The 26,622-nt window shown below is 29.1% G+C and carries 27 protein-coding genes and 1 tRNA gene; 11 read left to right on the plus strand and 17 right to left on the minus strand.

Annotation, left to right across the window (positions count from 1 at the left end):
* Window positions 1-18 precede the first annotated feature (18 nt).
* The 3 genes from CMOL_RS04725 to alaS are packed head-to-tail and all read right to left on the minus strand — an operon-like array spanning window position 19 to window position 5,017.
* Window positions 19-1,941, minus strand: coding sequence for a penicillin-binding protein 1A (locus CMOL_RS04725; RefSeq protein WP_239819916.1), 1,923 nt, complete (start codon window positions 1,939-1,941; stop codon window positions 19-21).
* A complete protein-coding gene (gene maf, locus CMOL_RS04730; protein WP_239819917.1) occupies window positions 1,938-2,489 on the minus strand; it encodes a septum formation inhibitor Maf in 552 nt (183 codons plus the stop codon). The genes CMOL_RS04725 and maf overlap by 4 nt, the downstream gene beginning before the upstream one ends.
* On the minus strand, window positions 2,483-5,017 hold the full coding sequence (gene alaS, locus CMOL_RS04735; protein WP_239819918.1) for an alanine--tRNA ligase: 2,535 nt from the start codon (window positions 5,015-5,017) through the stop codon (window positions 2,483-2,485). The genes maf and alaS overlap by 7 nt, the downstream gene beginning before the upstream one ends.
* A gap of 114 nt (window positions 5,018-5,131) precedes the next feature.
* Between alaS and CMOL_RS04740 the strand changes: the two genes are divergently transcribed.
* The 3 genes from CMOL_RS04740 to hemH are packed head-to-tail and all read left to right on the plus strand — an operon-like array spanning window position 5,132 to window position 7,972.
* Window positions 5,132-6,205: a DegT/DnrJ/EryC1/StrS family aminotransferase gene (locus CMOL_RS04740; protein WP_200281816.1), complete on the plus strand. Its 1,074-nt coding sequence runs from the start codon at window positions 5,132-5,134 to the stop codon at window positions 6,203-6,205.
* A gap of 4 nt (window positions 6,206-6,209) precedes the next feature.
* Window positions 6,210-7,070 carry a Gfo/Idh/MocA family protein gene (locus CMOL_RS04745; RefSeq protein ID WP_239819919.1) on the plus strand — a complete coding sequence of 287 codons (861 nt, stop codon included), beginning with the start codon at window positions 6,210-6,212 and terminating at the stop codon, window positions 7,068-7,070.
* Entirely contained in the window at window positions 7,067-7,972 is a 906-nt protein-coding gene (hemH, locus tag CMOL_RS04750; protein ID WP_239819920.1) for a ferrochelatase, read from the plus strand. The genes CMOL_RS04745 and hemH overlap by 4 nt, the downstream gene beginning before the upstream one ends.
* Here the strand turns inward: hemH and mnmH are convergent.
* From mnmH to CMOL_RS04790, 8 genes are all read right to left on the minus strand, one after another.
* Window positions 7,962-8,966, minus strand: coding sequence for a tRNA 2-selenouridine(34) synthase MnmH (gene mnmH, locus CMOL_RS04755; protein WP_239820756.1), 1,005 nt, complete (start codon window positions 8,964-8,966; stop codon window positions 7,962-7,964). The genes hemH and mnmH overlap by 11 nt on opposite strands.
* Window positions 8,956-9,441: an HIT family protein gene (locus tag CMOL_RS04760; RefSeq protein WP_239819921.1), complete on the minus strand. Its 486-nt coding sequence runs from the start codon at window positions 9,439-9,441 to the stop codon at window positions 8,956-8,958. The genes mnmH and CMOL_RS04760 overlap by 11 nt, the downstream gene beginning before the upstream one ends.
* Before the next feature lie 10 nt (window positions 9,442-9,451).
* Complete coding sequence (locus tag CMOL_RS04765; protein ID WP_239819922.1) at window positions 9,452-10,162, minus strand: indole-3-glycerol phosphate synthase TrpC; 711 nt, start codon at window positions 10,160-10,162, stop codon at window positions 9,452-9,454.
* Entirely contained in the window at window positions 10,147-11,424 is a 1,278-nt protein-coding gene (locus CMOL_RS04770; protein WP_239819923.1) for a tetratricopeptide repeat protein, read from the minus strand. Before CMOL_RS04770 ends, CMOL_RS04765 begins: the two co-directional genes overlap by 16 nt.
* Window positions 11,397-11,771: a YkgJ family cysteine cluster protein gene (locus tag CMOL_RS04775; protein ID WP_200281801.1), complete on the minus strand. Its 375-nt coding sequence runs from the start codon at window positions 11,769-11,771 to the stop codon at window positions 11,397-11,399. The genes CMOL_RS04770 and CMOL_RS04775 overlap by 28 nt, the downstream gene beginning before the upstream one ends.
* Complete coding sequence (locus CMOL_RS04780; RefSeq protein ID WP_239819924.1) at window positions 11,761-12,465, minus strand: tRNA1(Val) (adenine(37)-N6)-methyltransferase; 705 nt, start codon at window positions 12,463-12,465, stop codon at window positions 11,761-11,763. Before CMOL_RS04780 ends, CMOL_RS04775 begins: the two co-directional genes overlap by 11 nt.
* A gap of 2 nt (window positions 12,466-12,467) precedes the next feature.
* Complete coding sequence (locus CMOL_RS04785; protein ID WP_200281797.1) at window positions 12,468-12,611, minus strand: hypothetical protein; 144 nt, start codon at window positions 12,609-12,611, stop codon at window positions 12,468-12,470.
* A 91-nt stretch (window positions 12,612-12,702) separates the two neighbouring features.
* Window positions 12,703-12,778: transfer RNA gene (locus CMOL_RS04790), tRNA-Phe, on the minus strand.
* Between the two features lie 160 nt (window positions 12,779-12,938).
* On the opposite strand from CMOL_RS04790, the gene CMOL_RS04795 reads away from it, so the two are divergent.
* On the plus strand, window positions 12,939-14,282 hold the full coding sequence (locus tag CMOL_RS04795; RefSeq protein ID WP_239820757.1) for a TrkH family potassium uptake protein: 1,344 nt from the start codon (window positions 12,939-12,941) through the stop codon (window positions 14,280-14,282).
* Between the two features lie 11 nt (window positions 14,283-14,293).
* A complete protein-coding gene (locus tag CMOL_RS04800) occupies window positions 14,294-14,944 on the plus strand; it encodes a potassium channel family protein (protein WP_200281792.1) in 651 nt (216 codons plus the stop codon).
* On the opposite strand, the gene CMOL_RS04805 is transcribed toward CMOL_RS04800, so the two are convergent.
* The 4 genes from CMOL_RS04805 to gltX are packed head-to-tail and all read right to left on the minus strand — an operon-like array spanning window position 14,941 to window position 18,864.
* Window positions 14,941-15,612: an MqnA/MqnD/SBP family protein gene (locus CMOL_RS04805; protein ID WP_239819925.1), complete on the minus strand. Its 672-nt coding sequence runs from the start codon at window positions 15,610-15,612 to the stop codon at window positions 14,941-14,943. The genes CMOL_RS04800 and CMOL_RS04805 overlap by 4 nt on opposite strands.
* A gap of 2 nt (window positions 15,613-15,614) precedes the next feature.
* Complete coding sequence (upp, locus tag CMOL_RS04810) at window positions 15,615-16,244, minus strand: uracil phosphoribosyltransferase (protein ID WP_239819926.1); 630 nt, start codon at window positions 16,242-16,244, stop codon at window positions 15,615-15,617.
* Window positions 16,241-17,476, minus strand: coding sequence for a malic enzyme-like NAD(P)-binding protein (locus CMOL_RS04815; RefSeq protein ID WP_239819927.1), 1,236 nt, complete (start codon window positions 17,474-17,476; stop codon window positions 16,241-16,243). Before CMOL_RS04815 ends, upp begins: the two co-directional genes overlap by 4 nt.
* On the minus strand, window positions 17,473-18,864 hold the full coding sequence (gltX, locus tag CMOL_RS04820; RefSeq protein WP_200281787.1) for a glutamate--tRNA ligase: 1,392 nt from the start codon (window positions 18,862-18,864) through the stop codon (window positions 17,473-17,475). Before gltX ends, CMOL_RS04815 begins: the two co-directional genes overlap by 4 nt.
* Window positions 18,865-18,928: 64 nt before the next feature.
* Between gltX and CMOL_RS04825 the strand changes: the two genes are divergently transcribed.
* Window positions 18,929-19,744 (plus strand): peptidylprolyl isomerase, encoded by an 816-nt coding sequence (locus tag CMOL_RS04825; protein WP_239819928.1) that lies wholly within the window; start codon window positions 18,929-18,931, stop codon window positions 19,742-19,744.
* Between the two features lie 28 nt (window positions 19,745-19,772).
* Here the strand turns inward: CMOL_RS04825 and CMOL_RS04830 are convergent, their stop codons facing one another.
* Window positions 19,773-21,104, minus strand: coding sequence for an acetyl-CoA carboxylase biotin carboxylase subunit (locus tag CMOL_RS04830; RefSeq protein ID WP_239819929.1), 1,332 nt, complete (start codon window positions 21,102-21,104; stop codon window positions 19,773-19,775).
* Between the two features lie 2 nt (window positions 21,105-21,106).
* On the minus strand, window positions 21,107-21,559 hold the full coding sequence (accB, locus tag CMOL_RS04835; RefSeq protein ID WP_200281782.1) for an acetyl-CoA carboxylase biotin carboxyl carrier protein: 453 nt from the start codon (window positions 21,557-21,559) through the stop codon (window positions 21,107-21,109).
* 142 nt (window positions 21,560-21,701) lie between these two features.
* Here accB and dcd point away from each other — a divergent pair, with 142 nt between their 5' ends.
* The 5 genes from dcd to CMOL_RS04860 all read left to right on the plus strand — a co-directional run bounded on the left by dcd (window position 21,702) and on the right by CMOL_RS04860 (window position 26,553).
* The gene (dcd, locus tag CMOL_RS04840) at window positions 21,702-22,262 is read left to right on the plus strand and encodes a dCTP deaminase (RefSeq protein ID WP_200281780.1); all 561 of its coding nucleotides are present in this window, start codon (window positions 21,702-21,704) and stop codon (window positions 22,260-22,262) included.
* A gap of 77 nt (window positions 22,263-22,339) precedes the next feature.
* Window positions 22,340-23,344, plus strand: coding sequence for a UDP-N-acetylglucosamine 4,6-dehydratase (inverting) (pseB, locus tag CMOL_RS04845; protein ID WP_239819930.1), 1,005 nt, complete (start codon window positions 22,340-22,342; stop codon window positions 23,342-23,344).
* Complete coding sequence (gene pseC, locus CMOL_RS04850) at window positions 23,344-24,474, plus strand: UDP-4-amino-4,6-dideoxy-N-acetyl-beta-L-altrosamine transaminase (protein ID WP_239819931.1); 1,131 nt, start codon at window positions 23,344-23,346, stop codon at window positions 24,472-24,474. The genes pseB and pseC overlap by 1 nt, the downstream gene beginning before the upstream one ends.
* Complete coding sequence (locus tag CMOL_RS04855; protein WP_239819932.1) at window positions 24,467-25,777, plus strand: DUF4910 domain-containing protein; 1,311 nt, start codon at window positions 24,467-24,469, stop codon at window positions 25,775-25,777. Before pseC ends, CMOL_RS04855 begins: the two co-directional genes overlap by 8 nt.
* A complete protein-coding gene (locus CMOL_RS04860; protein ID WP_239819933.1) occupies window positions 25,774-26,553 on the plus strand; it encodes an AAC(3) family N-acetyltransferase in 780 nt (259 codons plus the stop codon). The genes CMOL_RS04855 and CMOL_RS04860 overlap by 4 nt, the downstream gene beginning before the upstream one ends.
* The last annotated feature ends 69 nt before the right edge of the window (window positions 26,554-26,622 follow it).

A 26,622-nucleotide genomic window follows, 5' to 3' on the forward strand; every position in this document is an offset into this window, starting at 1 on the left:
GGTATTAATTCTTATTTTCTAAAACAAAATCTCATTTTCATTTAAATTTATACTATTTCTTGGTAAAGGTGATTTATCTGTATAATAAGCACTTTTACCTTTGTAAGTTCCTTGATAAACTCCGTTTGGAATACTAAATTTTCTTGTCGTATTTGGAAATTTCTCTATATATTGAGTTAAAAAGTCCTTAAATACCGGTGCTGCAGTTCTAGCTCCGCTTTCTGTATAACGCATTGGTTTATTATTGTCATTTCCATACCAAATCAATGCTTCAATTTCTGGAGTTATTCCACAAAACCAAGCATCAATATTTTTATTTGTCGTTCCAGTTTTTCCAGCTATATCTATACCTTTAATCTTAGCATTACGACCTGTTCCATTTTCTACAACATTTTTCATCATATCAAGCACCAAAAAGCTTTGCTCTGGATTACTCACTCTGTGTTCACTAGACTCAAATTTTATAATCACCTTACCATCTTTATCTTGAACTTGTCTGATAATTTGAGGTTCTTTTATTACTCCATAATTTCCGAACATAGTATAAAATTTAGAATATTCCAAAGGAGAAATTCCAAAACTTCCTAAGACTATAGATAAGTTAGGTGGAATATCTTTAAAACCAAATTCCATTAATTTAGAATAAAGAACATCAAGCCCAATATCAAGTGCGAGATTAATCGTAGCAAGATTTCTCGATCGCGTTAAAGCCTCTTTAAGAGTAATCAAACCCAAAAATCTTCCTCCATCATTTTTAGGTTTCCAAATCTTATCGCCACCTGAAAAAATTCTAGAAATATCAGCAATTTCACTCATGGGAGAATAACCTAGATTAATTGCTACTTGATACACAAAAGGTTTAAAGGAACTACCTGGCTGGCGCATGCTTTGAGTAGCACGATTATAATTGCTTTTTTCATAATCCACTCCACCAACAAGTGCCAAAACATCACCACTTTGATGATTGACAACAACCATAGCACCATTTAAGGTGCTTAAATTTGCATCCTTATCGCGTTTAACAATTTCATCATAGCCAAATTTTAAAGCGTTTTTTGCCATTTCTTGAACGTCTAAATCAATATTTAAAGTGATCTTATAGCCACCTGTTCTTAAATCCTTAATACTAGAACTAAGTTGTTTCATTACTTCATCAACAACATAAGGAGCAGCATTTTGAGTTAAAGTATCATTATAAATTTTAGGTACTTCTTTCATAGCACTATCATAATCGCTTTTAGAAATCCAGCCCAAACTATACATTCTCGTTAAAACATTATTTGCGCGTGAAATAGAAAGATCTAAATGTTTGGTTGGATCATAACTACTTGGTGCCTTAGGGATACCTACTAACATTGCAATTTCTTTAAGACTTAATTCGCTTAAATTTTTATGAAAATAACCTTGTGCAGCAGTTTTTACACCATAATATCCATGTCCAAAAAAGATAAAATTTAAATATCTTTCTAAAATTTGCTCTTTTGTAAGTAAAGTTTCAATTTTATAAGCAAGTAAAGCTTCTCTAATTTTTCTTGTAATGGTTTTTTCTGGAGTTAATTCTGTGTTTTTTATAAGTTGTTGAGTAAGAGTAGAAGCACCTTCTACAGGCTTTCCAGCATTTTTTATTATCTTTAATCCTGCTCTAAAAATAGCATCAATATTAACACCATTGTGCTCAAAAAAACTTGTATCTTCAATTGCCACCAAAGCTTCAATAAGACGCGGAGGCAACTCATCATACTTTGCATAAAAGCGGTGTTGTTCAAAAATATTGGCTACTAATTTTCCATTTCGATCAAAAATTTGTGTTGTAAGGGGTGGTTTGTACTCTTTAAAGGTATAATCTTGAGTATCTACGCTAGTAAAAAGATACCCAACGTAAATAACACCTGCAATCATTAATAAACCAAAAAATGAAAAAATATATCTTAAAATTTTCATAAATAAGCCTTTAAAGTTTGAGTATCAAGCCCCAAAGCTGTACTTGATTTTCCTATTTGTTTTAATATAAATTTCCCATGAAAACCTTCATGCATAATACAACCTGCTTTACCTTGATAAAGACCATTTTCAACATAATCGCTTAAAGCATTTTTATCAAATTTTTTAAAATAAAGCGTTGTCTTAGAAAGAGAAAAAACTCTTTTTTGAGCACTAACCAATAAAAAGGCACTCAAAATACTTGCACTTTTACCATCTTGTAAAGCAAGCATCTCATAAGCTTCATTTTTATCGTTTGCCTTGGTTAAAATTTTATTTCCTATACAAACAATGCTATCGGCAAAAAGTATAGTTTCATTTAAAAAATCTTTTTCAAAAATGGCAAGAAATTGTTTTTCTTTTTCAAGGACAACATTTTGAACATATAAATTTGCTGGAATATTTTTATTTAAATTTTCATCATAATCAAAAGCAATTTGCTTAAATTCGATATTTTCTTCTCGGAGTAATTTTGCTCTTGAAGAAGAGCTTGAAGCAAGAATTAGCATTGAATTGCTTTTTCTATATGTTCTAAACTTTGCTTTAAAGCTTCTTCAAGTTTAGCAATATCTTTACCTCCTGCTGTAGCAAAATCATCTCTTCCACCACCATTGCCGCCTAAAATTTGTGCCGCTTCTTTAACCAAAACTCCAGCTTTTAAAGGAGCGTCTTTTACTCCAGCAGCTAGAAGAATTTTATCCTCTTTTACCTGAGCAAGTAAAACTACAGCTTTGCTAAATTTATTTTTAAAATCATCAATCATAACTTTAATATCACCATTTTGTATACTTTCAACACAAATTTGTATTCCATTGATATTTTTTGATTTCAGCTCTATTTTGTTTGAATTTTTTAACTCTTCTTTTAGGGCAATAATTTCATTTTTAAGTTTTTTTATCCCATTTAAAATATCATTATTTTTCAATTCTTCTTTGATTTTATTAATTTCATCGAGTTGATTTTTTACAAATTTTAAAGCTGCTTTAGATACAACTGCTTCTATACGTCTTATACCTGCACTTACACCGCTTTCCTTAACAATATAAAAACTGCCAATTTGTGCCGTATTTAAAACGTGGGTTCCACCGCAAAGCTCTTTACTCTCTCCTAATGTCAATACGCGAACTTTATCTTGATATTTTTCATTAAATAAAGCTATAGCACCACTTTTTTTTGCTTGCTCTAAAGACATAATCTCAAGTATAGCATCGCTTGAAAGTATAATCATTTCATTGACTTTTCTTTCAATGCATTCTAATTCTTCTTTGCTTAAAGCCTTAGGGTGAGTAAAATCAAATCTTAATTTATTAAATTCCACTAAAGAACCTGCTTGAGAAACATGGTTGCCTAAAATTTCTCTTAAAGCATGATGTAAAAGATGAGTTGCCGAGTGATGACGTGCAATTTGCTCTCTTTTTTCAAAATCAATTTTTGCTTTTACCATATCATTGATTTTTAATTCTTTAGTGGTATTTACAAAACTAAGATTAAGTCCAAAGAATTTTTGAGTATCTAAAACTTCACAATCATCTAAAAATCCTATATCAGCACTTTGCCCTCCACTCGTTGCATAAAAAGGAGTTTTTTCAAGCATTACCCAACCTTTACCCTTAAGAGATGAAATTTCTTTAAAATCTTCATTCAAGAGTGCAAGAATTTTGGTTTTACATTCTATATTTTCATAACCAATAAATTCATTTTCTCCAAATTTTTCAAGTAAAATTTTAAAATCACCACTCGCGTTTTTACTACCACTACCCTTCCAAGAAGCTTTAGCACGTTCTTTTTGCTCTTGCATTAAAGCTTCGAATTTTTCTTCATCTACTTTAAGATTTTTTTCTCTAAGCATATCTTGAGTAAGATCAAGTGGAAAACCATAAGTATCATAAAGCTTAAAAGCAACCTCGCCACTAAAAATTTCTTGAGTATTTTTAAGTTCTTCATTAAAAATTTCAATTCCATTTTCTATAGTACTTAAAAATCTTTCCTCTTCAAGTCGAATTTGTTCTTTAATGAATTCTTTTTTTTCATTTAAATAAGTATAATGATTTCCCATTAAATGACAAACTATATCGACTAATTTATACATAAAAGGTTTTTTAAATCCTAATAAATAGCCATGTCTTAAAGCACGACGCAAAATTCGTCGCAAAACATAACCTCTTCCTTCTTTATCAAAAGTCGTCCCCTGTGCAAGCAAAAATACACTAGAACGTATATGATCAGCAATTACTCTAAAACTTGCGCCACTCTCATATATATATTTTGTGTTGCAAAGTTTGGAAATTTCATCAATAATTGGCATAAATAAAGAACTATCAAAATTACTAAATTTTCCTTCTTTGATAGCCATAACCCTTTCAAGACCCATTCCAGTATCTATACTTGGCTTTGGCAAAGGACTTAAAGTTCCATCAGCACTTCTTTCATACTGCATAAAAACAAGATTCCAAATTTCTAAAAATCTATCTCCATCTCCACCCATATAATCTTCATCACTATTAAAATATTCAGCACCTTGATCATAAAAAATTTCACTACAAGGACCACAAGGGCCTGTATCTCCCATTTGCCAAAAATTATCTTTATCTCCAAATTTATAAATTCGTTCTTTTTCTATATATTTTTGCCAAATTTCAAAGGCTTCATTATCATCTTGATGAACAGTTACATAAAGTTTATCTTTAGGAAGTTTTAAAATTTCAGTTACGAATTCCCAAGCATAAGAAATTGCTTGTTCTTTAAAATAATCTCCAAAACTAAAATTTCCAAGCATTTCAAAAAAAGTATGATGGCGCGCTGTATAGCCTACATTATCCAAATCATTATGTTTTCCACCTGCTCTAATGCAAGTTTGACAACTTGTTTTTCTTGGAGGATTAGGACGCGGAATTTCTCCGGTAAAAATACTTTTAAAAGGCACCATACCTGCATTAGTAAAAAGTAAAGTTGCATCATCTGGAACCAAAGGACTTGAAGGAGTAATCTCATGTCCTTTGGAAGCAAAAAAATCTAAATAAGCTTTTCTAATATCCATAAAGACTTCCTAAAAGAATTTTATAAAATCATATAATACCAAAATTACTTTAAATTAAGTAAAACTAAACTACAATAAATGTTTTAAAAACTCTTTAAAATACAAAAGGTATATATGAATTTTATTAATCTTAATGCACAATATTTAGCCTATAAAGATGAAATTGACGCTGAAATTCAAAATGTTTTGCAAAGTTCTTCTTTTATAGGAGGTTTAAAACTAAATGAATTTGAAAAGAATTTAGCTAATTTTGTAGGCATTAAACATGCTATAGGATGTTCAAGTGGAACTAGTGCTTTATATTTAGCCTTAAGAGCTTTAGATATTAAAGAAGGTGATGAAGTGATCGTTCCTGATTTTACCTTTATCGCAACGGCTGAGGCTGTGGCATTAGTAGGCGCAAAACCTATTTTTGTAGATATTAATCTTAATAATTATAATCTTGATTTTAAAGCAGTAGAGCAAGCCATCACATCTAAAACAAAAGCGGTTATTGCTGTGAGTATGTTTGGACAAATGAGTGATTTAAAAAAATTAAATGAAATGCTAAAAAATAAAAATATCACTCTTATTGAAGATGGAGCACAAAGTTTTGGAGCAAGTTTTAAAAGGGAAAAATCTTGTTCAATTGCACCTATTTCTTGCACTAGTTTTTTTCCATCTAAACCTTTGGGTGCTTATGGAGATGGAGGGGCTATTTTTTGCCACGATGATGCTTTAGCACAAAAAATAAGAATTTTACTTAATCACGGACAAACAGAGCGTTATAAACATGAATTTATAGGTATAAACGCGCGTCTTGATACCCTTCAAGCGGCTATTTTAAATGTAAAATTAAAATTTCTTGAGCAAGAAATTGAAAAAAGACAGATTTTAGCTAAAATCTATAATGAAAATTTAAAAAACTGCGTGATTCCAAAAATCGACAATGATGCCAAAAGTGTTTATGCACAATATAGTATTTTAGTAGAAAATAGAGCACGCATTTTGCAAAAATTTGAAAAAGCTAATATACCTTATGCGATTCATTATCCAACCCCTCTTCATAAGCAACCTTGTTTTAAAGAGGCAAATCATTTAGAAATTAAAAATTCTAGCTATGCAAGTGAGCATATCCTATCTTTACCTTTTTCGGCTTTTTTAGAAGAAAGGGAACAAGAGCAAGTTATTGATCTTTTTAAGGATTAAATAAATGAAAATTGGAATAATAGGCCTTGGAAAAATGGGTCAAAATCATCTTAATGAGCTTAATAAAAATTCTCATTTTAAAATCAATGCTCTATTTGATCTTTATCAAAATTCAAACTTAAGCCAATTTGATAATATTTTTTTCAACAACTTAGATGAATTTGTGAAACAAAATAATGATATTATTATCATTGCAACCCCAACAAATTCACATTTAGATATTGCAAAAAAAGTTTTAAATTCCGCAAAAGCCTTGCTCATCGAAAAACCTTTAGCCTTAGACTTAGCACAAATTGAAGAATTAAAGCAAATAGCACAAAATAAAAAAATAGCTGTGGGATTTTGCGAACGTTTCAATCCTGCTGTTTTAGCCTTAAAACAAAATTTAAAGGATGCAAAAATTATTAGTATAAATATACAAAGATTTTCACTCTATCCGCAAAGAATTAACGATGTTGGAATTTTGCATGATTTAGCTGTGCATGATCTTGATTTAATTCGCTTTTTAAGCCAAAAAAATATTACAAAAACAAAAATTATAAAACGTTTTATTCAAGATACAAACAGAGAAAGCGAAAGTATTCTAGCTTGTGAGCTTGAAGAAGTTATAGCCTCTTTACATCAAAGTTGGAATTGTTCTTCAAAGCTTAGAAAAATTCATCTTATAACAGAAAAACATTTTTTTGAAGCTAATTTAATTGATTTTAAATTATTTAAAGATGGCAAAGAAATTCCAGTAGAGAAAAATTCTCCTTTATTTAGCGAACATCAAGCTTTACTAAATTTAATTAATGATAAAGAACATTTCTTAGCAAATATTGATGATGCTTATGAAGTGCAAAAAATTTTAGAGGAAGAAAAGTGAAATTAGTTTTATTTTTAAATATGGGTGGAGCCACTAATTTAAAAGATTGTAAAACTTTTCTAAAAAATATGTTTAATGATCCTTACATTTTAGGAATTAAAAATAGATTTTTAAGACAATTTGTAGCTTGGATGATAACATTATCACGTACTAAAGCTATGCAACAAAACTATATTAAAATGGGCGGAAAATCTCCTTTAAATGAAATCACATATAAATTGTGTTATCAATTAAATTCTTTACAAAAAGAATTTAAATTTGATTTTATAAATTTATATGTTCCTCCTTATGCTAATGAAGTTTTAAAAAAATATTCTTTAAATTCAAAAGATGAAATTATTCTTTATCCGCTTTATCCTCACCACTCTTGCACCACAGTAACTTCTTCACTTGATGTTTTACAAAGAGAAATTGAAAAATTAAATATCACAAGTAAAATTAAAATAATGGATATTTTTTACAAAAATACAATTTACAATCAAATGATTATTTCTCATATCTTAGATAAAAAAAATCATTTTAATGCTAAAACTCTTATTTTTTCAGCTCATTCTTTGCCGGTTTCTCTTATAAAAAAAGGGGATTTATATGAAAAACATATCAACGAACATGTTCAAATTTTAAAAGAAAAGCTTAAAAATCATTTTGAAGAAATCATTCTATCTTATCAATCTAAATTAGGGCCTATAAAATGGCTAGAACCTAGCACAAGTGATATTTTATCAAAACTTAAAAATAAAGCTTTAATTTATCCTATATCTTTTTGTATTGATTGCTCTGAAACTATATTTGAATTAGGTATAGAATATAAAGATTTAGCTTCGCAAGATTATGCATTGATTTCTTGCCCAAATCATAGTGATGAATTTATTGATTTTATTTTAAAATCTCTTAAAAATTAATCTTATGTTTGGCTTTTAAAAAAGCCAAAAGCTCCTCTTTAGCTTTTGAAATATCATTAGTATCAAGTTTAAAGTCTATTTTTTCTGGTTGTTTGTAAGTTTTATCATAATATTTTAAAAGCATTTCTATAAGCTTCTTCCACTCTTGTTTTTCATAATTTTGCAATAAATCTTGTTTAAAATTAACACTAATATAAGGAGATATCTTTTGAACACATTCTTTAAATTTTAAAGGAGTCATTTTATTTTTATAGAACTTTTCAATTCTTTTAATACGATTTTCCAAAGAACAAAAACAATAAATTTTAAAAGCATGTTGCATACTCTCATAAAGCTTTAAAGGTAAGATTATTTCCCCAATTTTTCGACTCTCACTTTCGATAAAAATAAAATCTCTAATCCTATTAAGCTCATCAAAAAGTAAAGATTCAAAAGCTTTTTGAGTAGGTTGTTTGCCTAAAATATTTCCAAAAGAAGAACCTAAATGATTTGCCATTTTTTCTAAATGAATAGCATGAGGGAGAGATTCTAAAAGCTCGCTTTTTCCACTTCCTGTATTTCCGCAAAGCGAAAATAATTTTAATTTTAAAACTTGATTAAAAAAATTCAGTACAAAAGCTCTGTAAGATTTAAAACCTCCTCTTAAACGCACCACCCTATAACCTAATTCGCTTAAAATGACAGCTATAGATTTAGAACGTAATCCGCCCCTAGCGCAATAAATTCCAACTTTAGATCCTATGCGAAATTTTTGGGTGATAATAGGAATGTGGTAAGCCATATTAGCACAAATATAACTTGCACCTTTTGCTTTGGCTAAAGCTTGATTTTGCTTATAAAGTATCCCTATTTTTTTATGCTCATCATCATTTAAAGCGTAAAAATTTAAAGCTCCTTGAAGATGAGAGTGGCTAAACTCTTTTGGGCTTCTTGTATCGATTAAAAAATCAAACTTTTCTTGATTAAAATTTTCAAATTCTAATTCACTTAACATTGTTAAAAGCATTGACTAGTTTATAATACACATCTTTTAAATCCGTACCACAAACTCTAGTTTCCCCTATAGTTGTAATAAAATTAGTATCTCCAAACCAACGAGGCACTAAATGATAATGGCAATGCATTGCAATACCTGCTCCTGCATCTTTACTTAAATTCATCCCAATATTAACACCACTTGCATGAAGTTCGTTTTTTAAGATTTTAACACCTTCTCGCACCCAATAACTCATTTCTTGCCAAATCTTATCATCTAAATTTTCTATATGCTCTTCATGTAAATAAGGTATAATCATAAAATGTCCAGCAGAATAAGGATAACGATTCATTACGGCAAAACAATACTTAGCTCTAAAAATAACACCTAACTTTTCATCGCTATCTATTTTATTGGCACAATCGCAAAAAGGACACTGACTCTTTTCTTTCTCGAAATATTCACTTCTCCAAGGCGCGTATAGATATTGCATTAATTTTCCTTTAATAATTTGTATAATTTACTAAAAAAGCATCTATCCCTAATTTTTGTAAATACTGTAAATTCTCTCCATCATTTACGCTAGCAATAATAATTTTAGAATTTGGAATTTGTCCTATGAGTTTTTCACATAATTGCGTATAATTAGTGAAATTTTTATCAATATTACAAATACTTATAAGATCAGCTCCAGCTAAAATAGCCTTACTTAGATCTTCTTTATCGCAAATTTCAACCAAAGCTTCAAGCCCTAAATGTCTTGCAAATTCAACCAATTTTTTAAGTTCTTTAGTGCTTAGCATTTTAGCGATCAATAAAATAAAATCTCCACCATAAACTAAAGTTTCTAAAATTTGATATTCATCGATGATAAAATCTTCTCTTAATAAAGGAATTTGAGTATAGCGACGTATCATGCTTAAATTTTCAAGCACGCCATTAAAATACGGCCACGTAGATATAGAAAGAGCAACAGCTCCTTTTTTTTCACTCTCTAAAGCTAAGGATAAATTTTGATTTAAATCCTCTTTGATTTGAGGGATTAATTTAATCTCGTAATTTATTCTTTTTAAAGCTTTATGTACATCTTTTGGAAAAAATGGATTTGAAGCTAAAGATCGACCTAACATATCATAAGGTAACTTTTTTTTTCTCTCTTCAAGTTCTTTTTGAATTTTTTTATAAATTTCATCTGATTTTACAGCTTTAAACATTTTTTTATTGCCTTTATATGAGCTTTACTTTCTTTAGAATTTGAAAAATCTTTATTTTTAAAAGTTTTTTGCAAAATTTCCCATGCTTTAGAACAATCTCCAAGCTTATAATATCCCCAAGCTAAAGAATCCAAATAATACAAATTCTGAGGATCTTTTTTTAAAGCAAGTTCAACAAATTTAATCCCTTTTTTCACATCTAAATTATAATCAATCAATAAATATCCATAATAATTTAAATATAAATCATTTGAATTTTCATCAATTGCTTTTTCAAATTTTTCTCTTACAGCTTGTATAGTTTTAGGAGTAATTTTTTTCTTTAAATTTGCATCTTCAAATTCAAAAACTGCAGCACGTAAAAGATATTCTTTATTACGAGTACGTTGATAAATTTGCATACTTAAATCTTTAGCTTGATTATAATATTTTAATTTTTGATATAAATATAATTTAATATCATCATCTAAATTATATTCTAAAGCTATATTTAAAGCTTGTTTAATTTTATTTTCAGAATTAAGTAATTCAACTGCAGATAAAATAAAATTTTTACTTTTAGTAATTTCATAAAGTTGAAGATAAACCTCAACTAAAGCTTTAAAATCTTTTTCATCATTGTAAATTTTTGCAAGTAAAATACAAGTTTTTAAAGTACATCCATTCACTTTTCTAGAATTTTCTAACAAATCTTTAATACTAGCTGTATTATTTAAAATTGCATAAACGCTTACAAGCTTCAATAAAACTTCTTCATTTAAGGCATAATCATAAGCCATATGATAATATTTTGCAGCATTTTTAAGATCATTTTGTTTAACCAAAATATCACCATATAATTCTAAATTTCTTGGATCATGTTCTGCTTTTTTTAAAAGCTCTTTAACTAACTTTTTAGCATTTTTAAGCTCGTGCGAGTTAAGTTCGTAAAGAGCGCTAAGACGCTTAAGATTATCATTTTGATTTAAATAAGGCTTAGCTATTTCATTGATCTCTTTTTTTTGATCAAGATCATTTACCAAAGTGATTAAAAAAGCATTTTCTAAAAAATGCGTATTATTATAATCTTTAAAAAGCTTTAAAAACTCATCTCTAGCTTCTTTATTTTGATGGAAATATTCATAATTATAAGCTTTCATCACTCTCAAGTCAAATTCATTACTTTTAAATTTGTTATAATCAGGATAAACAACAACGGTTTTAGGGCTAGCACAGGCGCTAAATAAAATAATAATTAAGATAAATAAGTAATTCCTATACATTCTTTTTTTAATTCCTCTTTATGTGTTTTAAAATATTCCCAAAAAGGAAAAGTGCGACATTGCATCGGACGATAGTCATAAATTGAACAATTCCTATTTATTGGATCAAAAAAAATACACGCAAAGCCACCTTCAAATTCAATCTCTTTAAAACTCATTTTAAAACCAACTTTTCTAAGATACTTTAAAGCAAATTCTTCTTCATTTAAACCTAAATATTCTCTTAATTTTTTAAGCTCTTCTTTGCTTGCAAAAATATTACCACTATCTCCTATACAACACTTTCCGCCACATTTTTGACATGCATTTTCATCAAAACAATAAGAAAAATCTTTTTTAAAAATCATAACTTTCCAATATAAATCTAGAGTGAATTACTTGCATTTTTTGACTTAAATTTCCATTTTCGTATACAAAAAACGGAGGCAATACTTCACAAAAAGATTTTACGCTTTTTCTAGCCTCGATTAAAACAAGTCTTGCTTTGTCATTTTTGTCAGTATGCACAAAACAAATTTTAGTCATTTTTAGCTTTTTCTTTTCTAAAGCTAAGCAAATTTTATCAAGCGCTAAAACTTCATAACAAAAATACAGAATACCCCTTGGCTTAAGCATAGAATTTGCCTTAAAAATAAATTCATCTAAAGGCAAATAGGATTGAAATTTACTGATAGTTTTATGTAAATTTTGACTCTTGTAAGCTTCTTGTCTATAAAAAGGAGGGTTAGATATTATAAAATCAAATTTTTTTTGAGTACTAAATTTTAAAAAATCATCGCAAAAGACCTCAGCTTCTATATGATTGGATTTTAAGTTTTGTTTGATAAGTTGTATATTTTTTTCTTGGATATCAATCATTGATAGTTTGATTTTTTCATTAAATTTTTTAAGTAAAATACCTAAAATCCCACATCCAGAACCAACATCTAATAATTCATTTTTTATCCCACATTCTAAAATAAAATCAGCTAAAATCAAAGAATCGCTATTATAGCGATAGCCTTCTTTTAATTGTGCCAATAAAATACTTTCTTGCTTCATTTTTAATGAGTAGGAATTTTAATACGTTTTGTAGAATTTTCTTGACTTATATTTTGTTCTTTTTTAATATTATTCTTAGCAAAATCTAAAAAATTTTCTGCTAGAAGATTTAAATTTAAAAAGAAAATAAGAAACAATAATCTCATTAATAAACCTTGTAATTTTATTTTCCTAAAATCATACACTAGAAATTTAAAATTTATGCTAAAAATTAAAGAAAGATTTATAAAAAAAGAATGGTGGTTAGAGGCAGAATCGAACTGCCGACACGCAGATTTTCAGTCTGCTGCTCTACCGACTGAGCTATCCAACCAGTAAAAACATTTTTCGCTTTTTTAAAGCTGAAGTTTTAAAAAATGTAATTTTATCTTTTTTTCTTTAATTTAAGTTTAAATATAGAATTAAAAATTTATTTGCCTTAAAGTTTTTATCAGATAAAATTCCTGCTTTAAAATTTTAAAATGAGGGTTTTTTTGAAACAATTTGGACTAGATAGACGGACTTTTAAAATTTTATTAGTTGGTTACATCATTATTGCTTTAATCGGAGCTGTCTTTTTGCATTCAAATTGGGCTCATACGACTCCTATTACCTTTCTTGACGCCTTTTTTACAAGTACATCAGCGATCAGTATGACTGGATTGGTTGTAAAAAATACTGCTGTAGATTTTACATTTCTTGGACAAATTATTTTACTAATACTAATTCAAATTGGCGGTTTAGGATATATGAGTATAGGCTTTTTTGTATATTTACTCATACGAAAAAAAGTGGGGTTTAGTGGTAGAAATTTACTAAAAGAATCTCTATTTTATCCGAGCATGGATGGACTTTTTAAATTTTTTAAAAAAGTTTTACTTTTTATTTTTATTATAGAATTAGCAGGTGCTTTACTTTTAACCATGCGATTTGCTCTTGATATGGATTTTAAAAAAGCTCTTTGGTTTGGAATTTTCCATTCCATTAGTGCTTTTAATAATGCTGGTTTTAGTATTTTTAAACATGGAATTTCTACTTATAAAAATGATATTGCGATTAATTTAATCATTACCACTCTTATTATCATTGGTGGTCTTGGATATTTTGTTTTAGTGGAACTTTATTTTTTTCAAAAAAAACGTTTGTCTAATCTTAGCTTGCATACAAAAGTTGTTGTTTTATCAACTATTATTCTAATTCTTTCTTCAACTGTGATTATTCTTGCTTTGGAATACTCCAACCCTAAAACAATGGGAAATTTTTCTTTATTTGATAAAATTTTAAGTTCATACTTTACTGCAATCAATTACCGCACAGCAGGTTTTAACACCTTAAACATTAATCATTTAAATGATGCTAGTTTGTTTTTTGGATCTTTATTTATGGTTATAGGAGGAGCACCTGGAGGAACAGCTGGAGGAATGAAAATTACTACAGTTATCACGCTTTTACTCTATGCGTATTGGAGTATTAGAGATGGCAGAGTAAGAATATTTGGACACGAAATTTCTCAAGAGACTATATCAAGAGCTTTTGTTATAGCAATAGGATCAGCAGTTTATATTATAGTTGCTGTTATTTTGCTTTCTTTATTAGAATCTCATTTTAATTTTCTTCCTTTATTATTTGAAACCTCTTCGGCATTTGCAACCGTTGGAATTTCAGTTGGCAATGGGGAAACACTTTCTCTTTGTGCTTCATTTACCAATCCAAGCAAAATTATTATTATTATTATGATGCTTAGCGGAAGGATTGGAGTTTTTGCATTTTTACTCTCCGTCTTTAAGCAAGATAAGGCAATACATATTAGATTTCCTGAAGGAAAAATCAATCTATAAAAGGCAAAATTATGAAAAATAATAGTTATGGAATTATTGGTCTTGGGAAATTTGGATCAGTTGTTGCAGAAGAATTAATCTCTGCAGGAAATACAGTAATTGTTGCTGATAAAGATGAGGAAGCTTTAAAAAATATATCTAATCCAGCAAGTTATGCTTATATACTTGATTCTACAAATGTAACAGCTTTAAAAGAAGCTGGGTTTCATGATGTTGAGGTGGTGATTGTAAGCATTGGAGACAATGTAGAAAAATCAATTCTCACCTTAATGGCTCTTAAAGATATAGGAGTTAATAATATCATTGCAAAGGCTACCTCAAATATTCATGGACAAATTCTATCTAAATTAGGTGCTACAAAAGTCATTTATCCTGAAAAAGAAAGTGCGAAAAGATTAGTTAAAGAATTTCTTGTTAGAGAAAGTGAATTTGAAGTATTTGATTTATCAGCAAATACTATTCGAGCGATTAAAATCAATGTAGATGAAAAATTAGCTGGAAATTCGCTCAAACATATCGCACAAAATATGAGGGTAATTGCCTATAAAAAACTAAATAATGACTGGGAAATATTGCCTGATTTTGAAACAACGGTAGCTTATAGCGGAGATGTGATTATATTATTAGGAACGGTTAAAGAATTAAGAAATTTTGAATATTAAATTTCTTTTTTAAATTTAACCGCATCATTAAAACGTTTTAAGGCTTTTTTTTCCTTATGAGTTATATTATAATAAATAATCTCGCTTAAATAATATTTAATATCTTTAGCTGATATTTCTTTTTTTTGAGCGTATTTTTGAAGTATGTATTGTGGGATTTTAATTCTTTCTCTAGCAAATTTTTTTAAAATTTTAGAAAAATAAATCTTTTTTTGTATACATGAGAAACGCGCAAAAACAAAAGGCAAATTAGTTTTTTTATACCATAAATTACACAAATCTACATAAGCATTAGGATCTTTTATATAAAGTTTTAAAGCTTTATCACCTATAATAACCTTACCTTTTAAACCTAAAACTTGAGATAAAGCATTTGATGTAGCTGAGCTAGGATCTTTGGCTTTGGATGAATTTTTTTCAACCAAGACACTTAAAACTTTTTTATTAGCACAAATTCCAACATCCAAATTTTTATATTTTTTTCTAACACTTTCAATACTCGAAGTCATAGCGCCATCAACTCTACGATAAAATAATTCTTTATTAAAATAACTTGGTTCGCCTTTTTTATAAAAAAGTGTTGCTTTAAAGCCATTAGGCAAAGGATATTTTTTAAGATAAGTACTTAAAGGTAACAAATTAATATAATCAAATTTACCAAAAATCATGATCAATCTAGAGTATTAAAAACTCTATCTCCTGCATCTCCAAGTCCTGGAACTATATAACCTTTTTCATTTAACTCTTCATCAATAGCAGCTGTATAAATTTCAATATCTTGATGTACTTTTCTAAAATTTTCAATCCCTTGTGGTGTAGCAAGTATTGAAATAAATTTAATTTTTTTCATACCTTTTGATTTCAAAAAATTACAAGCCTCTATCGCCGTTCCTCCAGTAGCAAACATAGGATCTATAACAATAGCTACGCGTTTAGCTGCATCTTGTGGAATTTTTTCAAAATAAAAATCTGCTTTAAGAGTTTCTTCGTTTCTTGAAAAGCCTAAAAAACCCACACTGGCATCAGGAATTAATCTAAAAACACTATCAAGCATACCTAATGCGGCTCTTAAAATAGGACAGATCATAATTTTTTCATTCAGCTTTTTTACTTTGGCTTTTGAAACAGGAGTTTGAATTTGAACTTCTTTCAAATTCAAATCTTTAGTTGCTTCAAAAAGTAAAAAAGTTGAAATTTCATCAATTAACATTCTAAATTGAAAAGGTTTTGTAAATTGATCACGTAAAAGACCTAGTTTATGTTGTATTAAAGGATGATTTGCACAAAAAACTTTATTCATTTTAAGCTTTCAAAATAAGCTTTCTCATCAAATTCTTTAATCAAAGCTACCCCATCTTTAACAGCTGCTGCTGCTACTGCGGTACTTACTGCTGCTCTTACTCTTTCATCAAAAGGTTTTGGAATAACATAATCTCTGCCAAATTCTAAAAAGTCAATTTCATAAGCTTTTTTAACTGCATCACTTACGGGCAATTTTGCCAAATCAGCCAAAGCCCTTGCTGCAGCTATTTTCATATTTTCAGTGATTTTAGTTGCTCTTACATCTAAAGCGCCTCTAAAGATAAAAGGAAAACCTAAAACATTATTGATTTGATTAGGATAGTCACTTCTTCCAGTACCTACAATTGCATCTTTTCTAAGCCTTGAAACATCTTCTGGCATAACTTCTGGAATAGGATTTGCTAAGGCAAAAATAACAGGATCTTTAGCCATAGATAAAATCATCTCATCATCAAGAATTTTTGGAGCACTAAGTCCTAAAAATACATCCGCCCCCTTTAAAGCATCTTTTAATGTTTTTTCTTTAGAATCTAGAGCAAACTCAAGTTTTTGTGGAGTTAAATCAATTCTATCTTTACTAACTACTCCCTTACTATCCACTAAAACAATATGCTCAACTCCTAAATTTCTATACATTTTAGCACTAGCAATTCCAGCAGCTCCTGCTCCACTAACAACTACTTTAATATCTTTAAATTTTTTTCCACTAATTTCCATCGCATTCATAAGCCCTGCAGTGGATATAATCGCTGTTCCATGCTGATCATCATGCATAACAGGAATTCCAAGATCTTGCAAAGCTGCTTCAATTTCAAAACATTTTGGCGCTGCAATATCTTCTAAGTTAATTCCACCAACTGTTGGAGCCAAAGCTTTACAAAATGTAACAATTTCATCAACACTATGAGCATTAATCTCTATATCATAAGCATTAACATTAGCAAATTTTTTAAACAAGCAAGCCTTACCTTCCATAACTGGCTTAGAAGCTTGCGCTCCAATATTTCCAAGTCCTAAAACAGCAGAACCATCACTCACAATAGCTACTAAATTTGCTTTATTTGTATAAAGATATGCTAATTCTTTATCTTTAGCAATTTCCAAACAAGGCTCAGCTACGCCTGGGCTATAAGCTAGAGATAAATCATGACTTGTATCCATTGGTTTTAAAGGGGTGATACTAACTTTACCACCCAAATGATATCTTAAGGCTTCTTCTCTTAAATTCATTTTATCATCCTTTTTAAAAAAATTTCCATTCTTTTTTTGCACTCCTCAACTCCTAAAAACTCTAAAACCTCAAAAATACTAGGGCTTACAGCCGTACCAGTTAAAGCAATACGTATAGGCTGAGCAAGTTCTTTTAATTTTACATCATTTTTTTGTAAGAATTCATTAGTAAAACTTTCAAAATCACTTGCAAAGCTTTGATTGCCTAATTCATTTGCATATTTTTTTAATAAAGAAAGATTTTTTTCATTCACAAATTTATTAACAGCTTGTTCATCGTAACTTTTAGGCGATTCTATAATACTTTTAGCTCCATTAATGATTTCAAGTAAAGTTTTAGCACGCTCTCTTAATAAATCAAGCAAAAATTCTGCTTTTTCATAAACTAATAAATCAAATCCAAGTTCTTTAAGTTGATGATTTATCTCTTCAAAAGGTAAAGTTTTAATATAATGTGCATTAAGCCATTCTAACTTTTTAAAATTATAACAAGATGCACTTTTATTAATATGATTTGGATCAAAAAGTTTTTTTAAATCTTCAAGTGAAAAAATTTCATCATCTCCATGACTCCAACCTAAACGTACAAGAAAATTAAGTAAGGCTTGAGGCAAAATTCCCATAGCTTTATATTCCATAACATCAGTGGCTCCGTGACGTTTTGAAAGTTTTTTTCCATCTTCTCCATGAATCATAGCTACGTGATAAAATTTTGGAATTTTAAAACCTAAAGCTTCATAAAGAATGATTTGTTTTGGGGTATTAGAAAGATGATCATCTCCGCGGATAACATCGCTAACACCCATTAAAGCATCATCAATTACAACTGTAAAATTATAAGTAGGTGTTCCATCGCTTCTTGCAATAATAAAATCATCTAAAATATCTTCAACTTTAAATTTAACCTCACCTTTTACACCATCCATAAAAAAAATTTCTCCACTTTGAGGTGCCTTAATACGGACAACAGGCTTTATATCTTGAGGTGGTATGCCTTTAAATTCTCTATATCTCCCATCATATTTTGGACGCTCTTTGGCGGCTTCTTGTTTGGCACGCAATTCTTCTAATTCTTCTTTACTCATATAACAATAATAAGCCTTGCCTTCATCTAAGAGCTTTTGAATATATTTCTTATAAATTTCAAAACGTTCAGATTGGTAAGTTACTTCTCCATCATAGTCAAGTCCACACCAATTAAAAGCTTCTATAATAGCTTTAGTTGCTTCTTTAGAATTTCTTTTAAGATCAGTATCTTCAATACGGAGTAAAAATTTACCTTTATTTTTTCTAGCATATAAATAACTATAAAGTGCCGTTCTTAATCCTCCTATATGAAGATATCCTGTAGGACTTGGTGCAAAACGAGTTACAAGTTTTTCTTCCATTTTTTGCCTTTTCTTAAATTTTTATTGATATAATGCGATATTTACACTTAAATAAAGGTTTGAAATGAAAAAAATTTTATTAAGTTTTTGTTTTTTTGCAAATTTAACAAGTGCGAATACGATCGATGCTATTGCTATAGTTGTCGATAAAGAACCTATTACAACTTACGATATTAATGAAAAAATGGAAAAGCTACACCTTTCTAAAAATGAAGCTTTACAAGTTTTAATCAATGAAAAAATGGAAAAATCTCAAATGAAAAAATTTGGGATTTTTACAAGCGAATTAGAGCTTGATAATGCTATTGATAAAATGCTCTCTCAAAATAATATTACACTTGATATGCTTAAAGCTGATCTAAAAACTAAAGGGCAAACTTATGAACAATTTAGAGAAAATTTTAAAAAAGATTTAGAAAAAAGAAAATTATATGATCAAATAGCTAATACAGCTAAAATAGATTATAGCGATATAGGTGCTAAAAAATTTTTTGAACAGCATCAAGATAAATTTAGTATTTTTACAGAAATTGCTGTAAAAATTTATACTTCTCAAAATATAAATTTTTTAGAATCTTTAAAAATCAATAAAAAAACTATGCTTAAAGCTGAAAATGCTATTCTTACTCCAGAAAATGCAGATCCTAGACTTTTAAGCCTTTTATCTCAAGTTTCTATAGGTGACTTTTCTCCAATTTTAAATTCTAAAAATGGGTATCAAATTTATAAAGTAGAAAATAAAGGTGGTATACAAACTCCAGATTTTGAACAAATTAAAAATGATGTTTTAAACGCTTATGTTGGCGAACAAAGACAAAATTATATCCAAGATTATTTTGATAAATTGCGTTCAAAAATAAATATAGAATATTTAAGATAACCAAATTTAGGATAAAACCTAAATTTGATTAATGTCTAGAAAGATAATTTGTATCGTAATTGTTTTTAATAAAATCTTCATTATCCATCATAGCAAGATGAAAATCTTTAGTTGTCTTAATACCTCCGACAATAAGTTCATTTAAAGCTACTTTCATCTTAGAAATAGCTTTATTACGATCTTCTGCCCAAACCACAAGTTTTCCTATCATAGAATCATAATAAGGTGGTACAGAATAATCCTGATAACAATGACTTTCCATTCTAACATTACGACCGGCTGGAGCAATATATTTTGTAATCTTACCTGGACAAGGTAAAAAGGTTTGAGAATCTTCAGCTGTGATTCTACATTCTATGGAATGGCCTTTTAACAAAATATCTTCTTGAGAAGGTAAAGCTTGGCCTTCTGCAACTTTAATCATTTGCTCAATAATATCAATACCACTAACCATTTCACTCACACAATGTTCAACTTGCAAGCGTGTATTCATTTCTATAAAATAAAAATCTAAATTTTTATCTACTAAAAACTCAAAAGTTCCAGCACCTTCATAACCGATAGCCTTAGCCGCTTTAACTGCGGTTTCATGAAGTTTTGTACGTGTTTTTTCATCTAGTAAAATCGCTGGAGATTCTTCGATTAATTTTTGATGACGTCTTTGCATAGAGCAATCTCTTTCACCTATATGAATCACATTTCCAAAACTATCCCCAATCACTTGCACTTCTATATGACGTGGATTTTGTATATATTTTTCCATATACATAGTACCATCTCCAAAAGCTGTCACTGCTTCGCTTTCAGCAGACCAATAAGCTTTTTCAAGATCTTTTTCATTTTCAACAACTCTCATTCCACGACCACCACCGCCAGCTGCTGCTTTTAAAATTACAGGATAACCAATTTCTTTAGCAAGTTTTTTAGCTGCTTCAGCACCTGCTAAAGCCCCATCACTTCCTGGAATTACCGGTACACCAGCTCTTTGCATTACTTGTTTTGCTTTACTTTTATCACTCATTAAATTCATAGCTTCTACAGAAGGACCTATAAATTTAATATTGTGTTTGGTACAAATTTCAACAAAGTTTTGATTTTCACTTAAAAAACCATAACCTGGAAAAATAGCATCTGCTTCAGCAATCTCAGCCGCAGTAATAATAGCTGGAATATTTAAATAGCTTTCAGAACTTCTTGCTTTTCCTATGCAAATACTCGCATCAGCATATTTTAAATACAAAGCATCCTTATCTGCTTCAGAATACACACAAATCGCTTTTTTGCCCATTTCTTTAATGGTTCTTAAAGCTCTTAAAGCTATCTCTCCTCTATTGGCTATTAAAACGCTTTTAATTTCCATAATTATAATTTCTCCACTGTAAATAAAGGCATACCAAATTCTACAGGCTGTCCATCAGCAACTAAAATTTCTACAATTTTACAATCAAATTCAGCTTCAATTTCATTCATAATCTTCATAGCTTCTATAATAGCAATTGCATCTCCTTTTTTTACAGTGCTACCTACCTTTACAAATGGAGCAGCACCTGGGCTTGGAGCTTGATAAAATGTACCTACCATAGGGCTGTTAATAGTTGGATTATTAGATTTTGTATGATTAGAATGTGTTTCATTTACAACATTAACATTAATAGGTTGTGGTGCCGGTGTTGTAGGACAAACCGGAGCTGGAATATCACAGCACATATCCCTTTCAAGTTCAATTTCAAAACCATCTTGTTCTTTAATCTTAATTTTACTAATATTAGCTTCTGCAAATAAATTGACTAATTCTTTAATCTCTTCTTTTGTCATTAATTTCTCCTGATTTTAAGAACTTAATCTAGTATTATATTGAAAAACTTAAAATTTAACTTTAAAAAAACAAAAAATTCCTAAAAATATAAAAAAATAAGCTATAATCTCTTATTGTAAAGAATTTAATTTAAGGTTAAATATGGGTTTAAAAGCGGATAATTGGATCAGAAAAATGGCACTTAAGCACAAAATGATTGAACCGTTTTGTGAAGCAAATATAGGTAAGGGGGTTGTAAGCTACGGACTTTCAAGTTATGGATATGATATACGTGTAGGGCGTGAATTTAAAATTTTTACCAATGTTAATTCTACGGTAGTTGATCCTAAAAATTTTTTAGAACAAAATGTAGTTGACTTTATAGGCGATGAATGTATCGTTCCTGCAAATTCTTTTGCACTCGCAAGAACGATAGAGTATTTTAGAATGCCTGATGATGTTTTAGCCATTTGTCTTGGTAAAAGCACCTATGCAAGATGTGGAATTATAGTCAATGTAACTCCATTTGAGCCTGGATTTGAGGGGCACATCACTATAGAAATTTCAAACACTACCCCTTTACCTGCTAAAATTTATGCTAATGAAGGTATAGCTCAAGTTTTATTTTTGCAAGGCGATGAAAGATGTGATACTACTTATCGCGATAAACAAGGCAAATATCAAGCTCAAACAGGCATAACTTTGCCTAGAATTTTAAAATAAATTTTTATGGAACATTTATTGCTTAAAATTCTTACAAAAAATATCATTGAAAATAAAATATTTATAAAGGAGGATAAATGTTTAATGGTAAAAATATTCTTATAACAGGTGGAACAGGAAGCTTTGGAAAGACTTATACTAAAATTTTACTCCAAAATTACAAGCCAAATAAAATCATTATTTTTTCAAGGGATGAATTAAAACAATTTGAAATGGCAATTTCATTTAATCACCCTTGTATGCGATATTTTATAGGAGATGTAAGGGATAAAGAAAGATTAAATTATGCTATGAATGATGTTGATTATGTTATTCATGCAGCGGCTATGAAGCATGTTCCCGTGGCTGAATATAATCCTATGGAGTGTATAAAAACAAATATTAATGGTGCACAAAATGTGATCGATGCTTGTTTAGAAAATAATGTTGAAAAATGCATCGCACTTTCCACAGATAAAGCGTGTAATCCGGTCAATTTATATGGTGCAACTAAACTTGCAAGCGATAAACTTTTTGTTGCAGCTAACAATATCGCTGGAAATAAAAATACAAAATTTAGTGTCGCTAGATATGGAAATGTAGTGGGTTCAAGAGGTTCTGTTGTCCCATTTTTTAAAAAACTGATTAAAGAAGGTACTAAAGAGCTTCCTATTACAGATGAAAGAATGACAAGATTTTGGATTAGCCTTGAAGATGGGGTTAAATTTGTTTTAAGTAATTTTGAAATCATGCATGGAGGAGAAGTTTTTGTTCCAAAAATTCCATCGATGAAAATTACAGATTTAGCTCATGCCTTAGCACCAAATTTAAAAACAAAAATCATTGGTATTAGACCAGGGGAAAAGTTACATGAAACAATGATTTCAAGTGATGATAGTCATTTAACTTATGAATTTAACACTTATTATGTAATTAGCCCAAGTATCCAATTTACAAATATAAAGAGCGATTTTAGCATCAATGCTAAAGGCGAAAAGGGACAAAAAGTTAAAGATGGTTTTTCTTATAGCTCAGACAATAATCAAGAATGGGTGAGCGAAAAAGATCTTTTAGATATTATCGATCATACGGAATTTGAATAATGCTTACTTATTCTCATCAAAATATCGATCAGAGTGATATTGAAGCTATTGTCGATGCTTTAAAGGGAGAAATTTTAACCGGTGGAAAAAAAGTTGAAGATTTTGAACAAGCTTTGTGTGAATATATAGATGTAAAATATGCTTGTGTTTTAAATTCAGCTACCTCAGCTTTACATTTAGCCTATAGTGCTTTAAATGTCAAAAATAAAACTATACTCACCACGCCTCTTACTTTCGCAGCAACAGCTAATGCGGCTTTAATGGCTGGTGCAAGAGTTGAATTTATTGATATTAAAAGTGATGGCAATATCGATGAAAAAAAAATAGAACAAAGGTTAAAGGCAAAAAGCGAAGATATAGGGGCAATTTGTGTTGTTGATTATGCTGGTAATAGTGTAGAAATGGATGAAATTTATAAACTTTGCAAAGACTACAATATCCCTTTAATCGATGATGCAAGTCATGCTTTAGGGGCTTATTATAAAAATGAAAAAGTGGGAAAAAAAGCAGATTTAAGCATTTTTTCTTTTCATCCAGTAAAACCTATTACCACCTTTGAAGGCGGTGCAGTCATTAGTAATAATGAGGAACTTATAAAAAAAATTAAACTTTTAAGAAGTCATGGGATATCAAAAAAAAGACTTTGGGATAGCGATATGCTTGAACTTGGCTATAATTATCGCTTAAGTGATGTTGCTTGTGCTTTAGGGATTAATCAACTTAAAAAATTAGATAGAAATTTGGAAAAACGAGAAGAAATTGCCCAATTTTACGATAAAGAATTTGAAAAAAATCCTTATTTTTCCATTATTAAAATTAAAAATTATAAAAAAAGCTCTAGGCATTTATATCCTATCTTGCTTTTTCCTGAATTTTATTGCCAAAAAGAAGATATTTTTCAAGCTTTATTGGATAAAGGTATTGGCGTACAGGTACATTACAAGCCAACATATGAATTTAGCTTTTATAAAAAACTTTTAGGACAAATAAGACTTGAAAATGCAGATAATTTTTATAAAGCAGAGCTTAGCATCCCCTGTCATCAAGAAATGAATTTGCAAGATGCTAAATTTGTAAAAGATACTCTATTTGATATACTTGAAAAAATTAAAAAGGGATATTGTGGATAGTCTTGATTTTAGAAGTCTTAATTTTGAAAATACTGGAAAGGCAATGTATGAACTTGCTAAAGAACTTTTTCCAATCTGTAGAAGTATAACAGGACAAGGCTTTAGAGATAGTTTATATATTTTAGATAATGCTCTGGCGGGGGGGGGTAATTTACAAATTCACTCTATTAAAAGTGGAACTAAAGTTTTTGACTGGATAGTTCCGCCTGAATGGTATATAAAAGATGCTTTTATTATCACTCCAAATGGAGAAAAAATTTGTGATTTTAAAAAACATAATCTGCATGTTATAAACTATAGTGAAGGCATTGACAAAGAAATAGAACTTGATGAATTGCAAAATCATCTTTATTCCCTTGAAGAAGAACCTGATGCTATTCCTTATGTAACAAGTTATTATAAAAAGCGTTGGGGATTTTGTATCACACACAATGAAAGAAAAAAATTAAAACAAGGAAAATACCGCGTTTTTATCGATGCTAAGCATGATGAAAATGGGGTTTTAAATTACGCAGATTTTATTATACCTAGTACAAAAAATTCCAAGGAAGAAATTTTAATCTCTACTTATCTTTGTCATCCATCAATGGCAAATAATGAATTAAGTGGACCAATAGTGGCCATTTATCTTGCTAAATGGCTTTTAAATTTAAAAGAAAGAAAATACAATTATCGTTTTGTTATTATCCCCGAAACGATAGGCTCTATAGTCTATCTTAGCAAACATTTAAAACACTTGCAAAAATACCTTAAAGCGGGTTTTGCACTTACATGTTTAGGCGATGATAATGCTTACTCACTTATACACACACCTAAAGAAAACTCACTAAGCGATAAAGTAGCTTTGCATACACTTAAAATTAAGGAAAATTTTAAAGAATATAGTTTTTTATATCGTGGATCTGATGAGAGACAATACAATGCTCCGCTTGTAAATTTGGGTGTTGTTGGGATATGCAGATCAAAATATTTAGAATATCAAGAATATCACACTTCTAAAGATGATTTAAGTTTCATTAGCCCTAAAGGTTTAATGGGTGGACTTGGAAGCATGCAAGAAATAATTTTAAATTTGGAAATTAATGAAATTTATAAAAATACTATTTTTTGCGAACCAAATCTTGGAAAAAGAGGGCTTTATCATACACTTAGCACGGCTAATGATATACCCTTGGCTTGTAATTTTCTAGCCTATTGTGATGGAAAAAATGACATCATCGACATAGCTGAAATTTTAAATATGCAAGCTTATGAATTTCAAGATTTATTAAAAAAAATATTGGAGTTTAAATTAATCAAATGAAATATATTTTAGAATACAATTGTAAAAAATATTCTGATATTGATTTAATAGAAACTTTTTATCAGCTAGGTATAAAAAATGGTGATATTCTATGCGTGCATGTCCAACTTTTCAAATTTGGAAAGCCTTTACTCCCTAGAAATGAATTTTTACAAACAATATTAGAGTGCTTCTTTGAAGCCATTGGTAAAGATGGTACTTTAATTATGCCTACTTTTACCTACAATTTTTGCAAAAATAAAATTTACAATAAACAAGAGTCAAAAAGCGAAGTTGGAATTTTAACAGAATATTTTAGAAAATTAAAAAATGTCCAAAGAACAAACGATCCAATATTTTCTTTTGCCATAAAAGGATCTAATCAAAAAATATTCTTAAAAAATACAACAAGTTGCTTTGGTAAAAATAGTGTTTATGATATTTTAGTTAAAAAAAATGGAAAATATATGATATTTGGATCAAATGAAGGTCATGCTTTAGTTCACTATGTAGAAGAAAAAAATAAAACTTTTTGCAGATATTTTAAAAATTTTAAAGGTCTTATAGTAGATAAACATAACAAGAAAAATATAAATATAAATTATTATGTTAGAGATTTAAAACTATCATACGCATGTGATATTTATAAAATTAGAAATATAGTTAATAAAATAAAAAGCTACTCAAAAAAAGAATTCGCCGGCGATACTATTGAAATTTATAATTCTAAAGAATATGTTCAAGCTATAAATCAAAAACTTACAAACGATAAATTAGCTATATATAAAAAATTTTAGACAAATTTTAGACAATTTGATTAATATTTATATTAAAAAAATTAATAATATTTAAATACAATTATGATT

Source organism: Campylobacter sp. RM10537 (genome assembly GCF_022369435.1).
GTDB classification, from domain to species: Bacteria; Campylobacterota; Campylobacteria; order Campylobacterales; family Campylobacteraceae; genus Campylobacter_D; species Campylobacter_D molothri.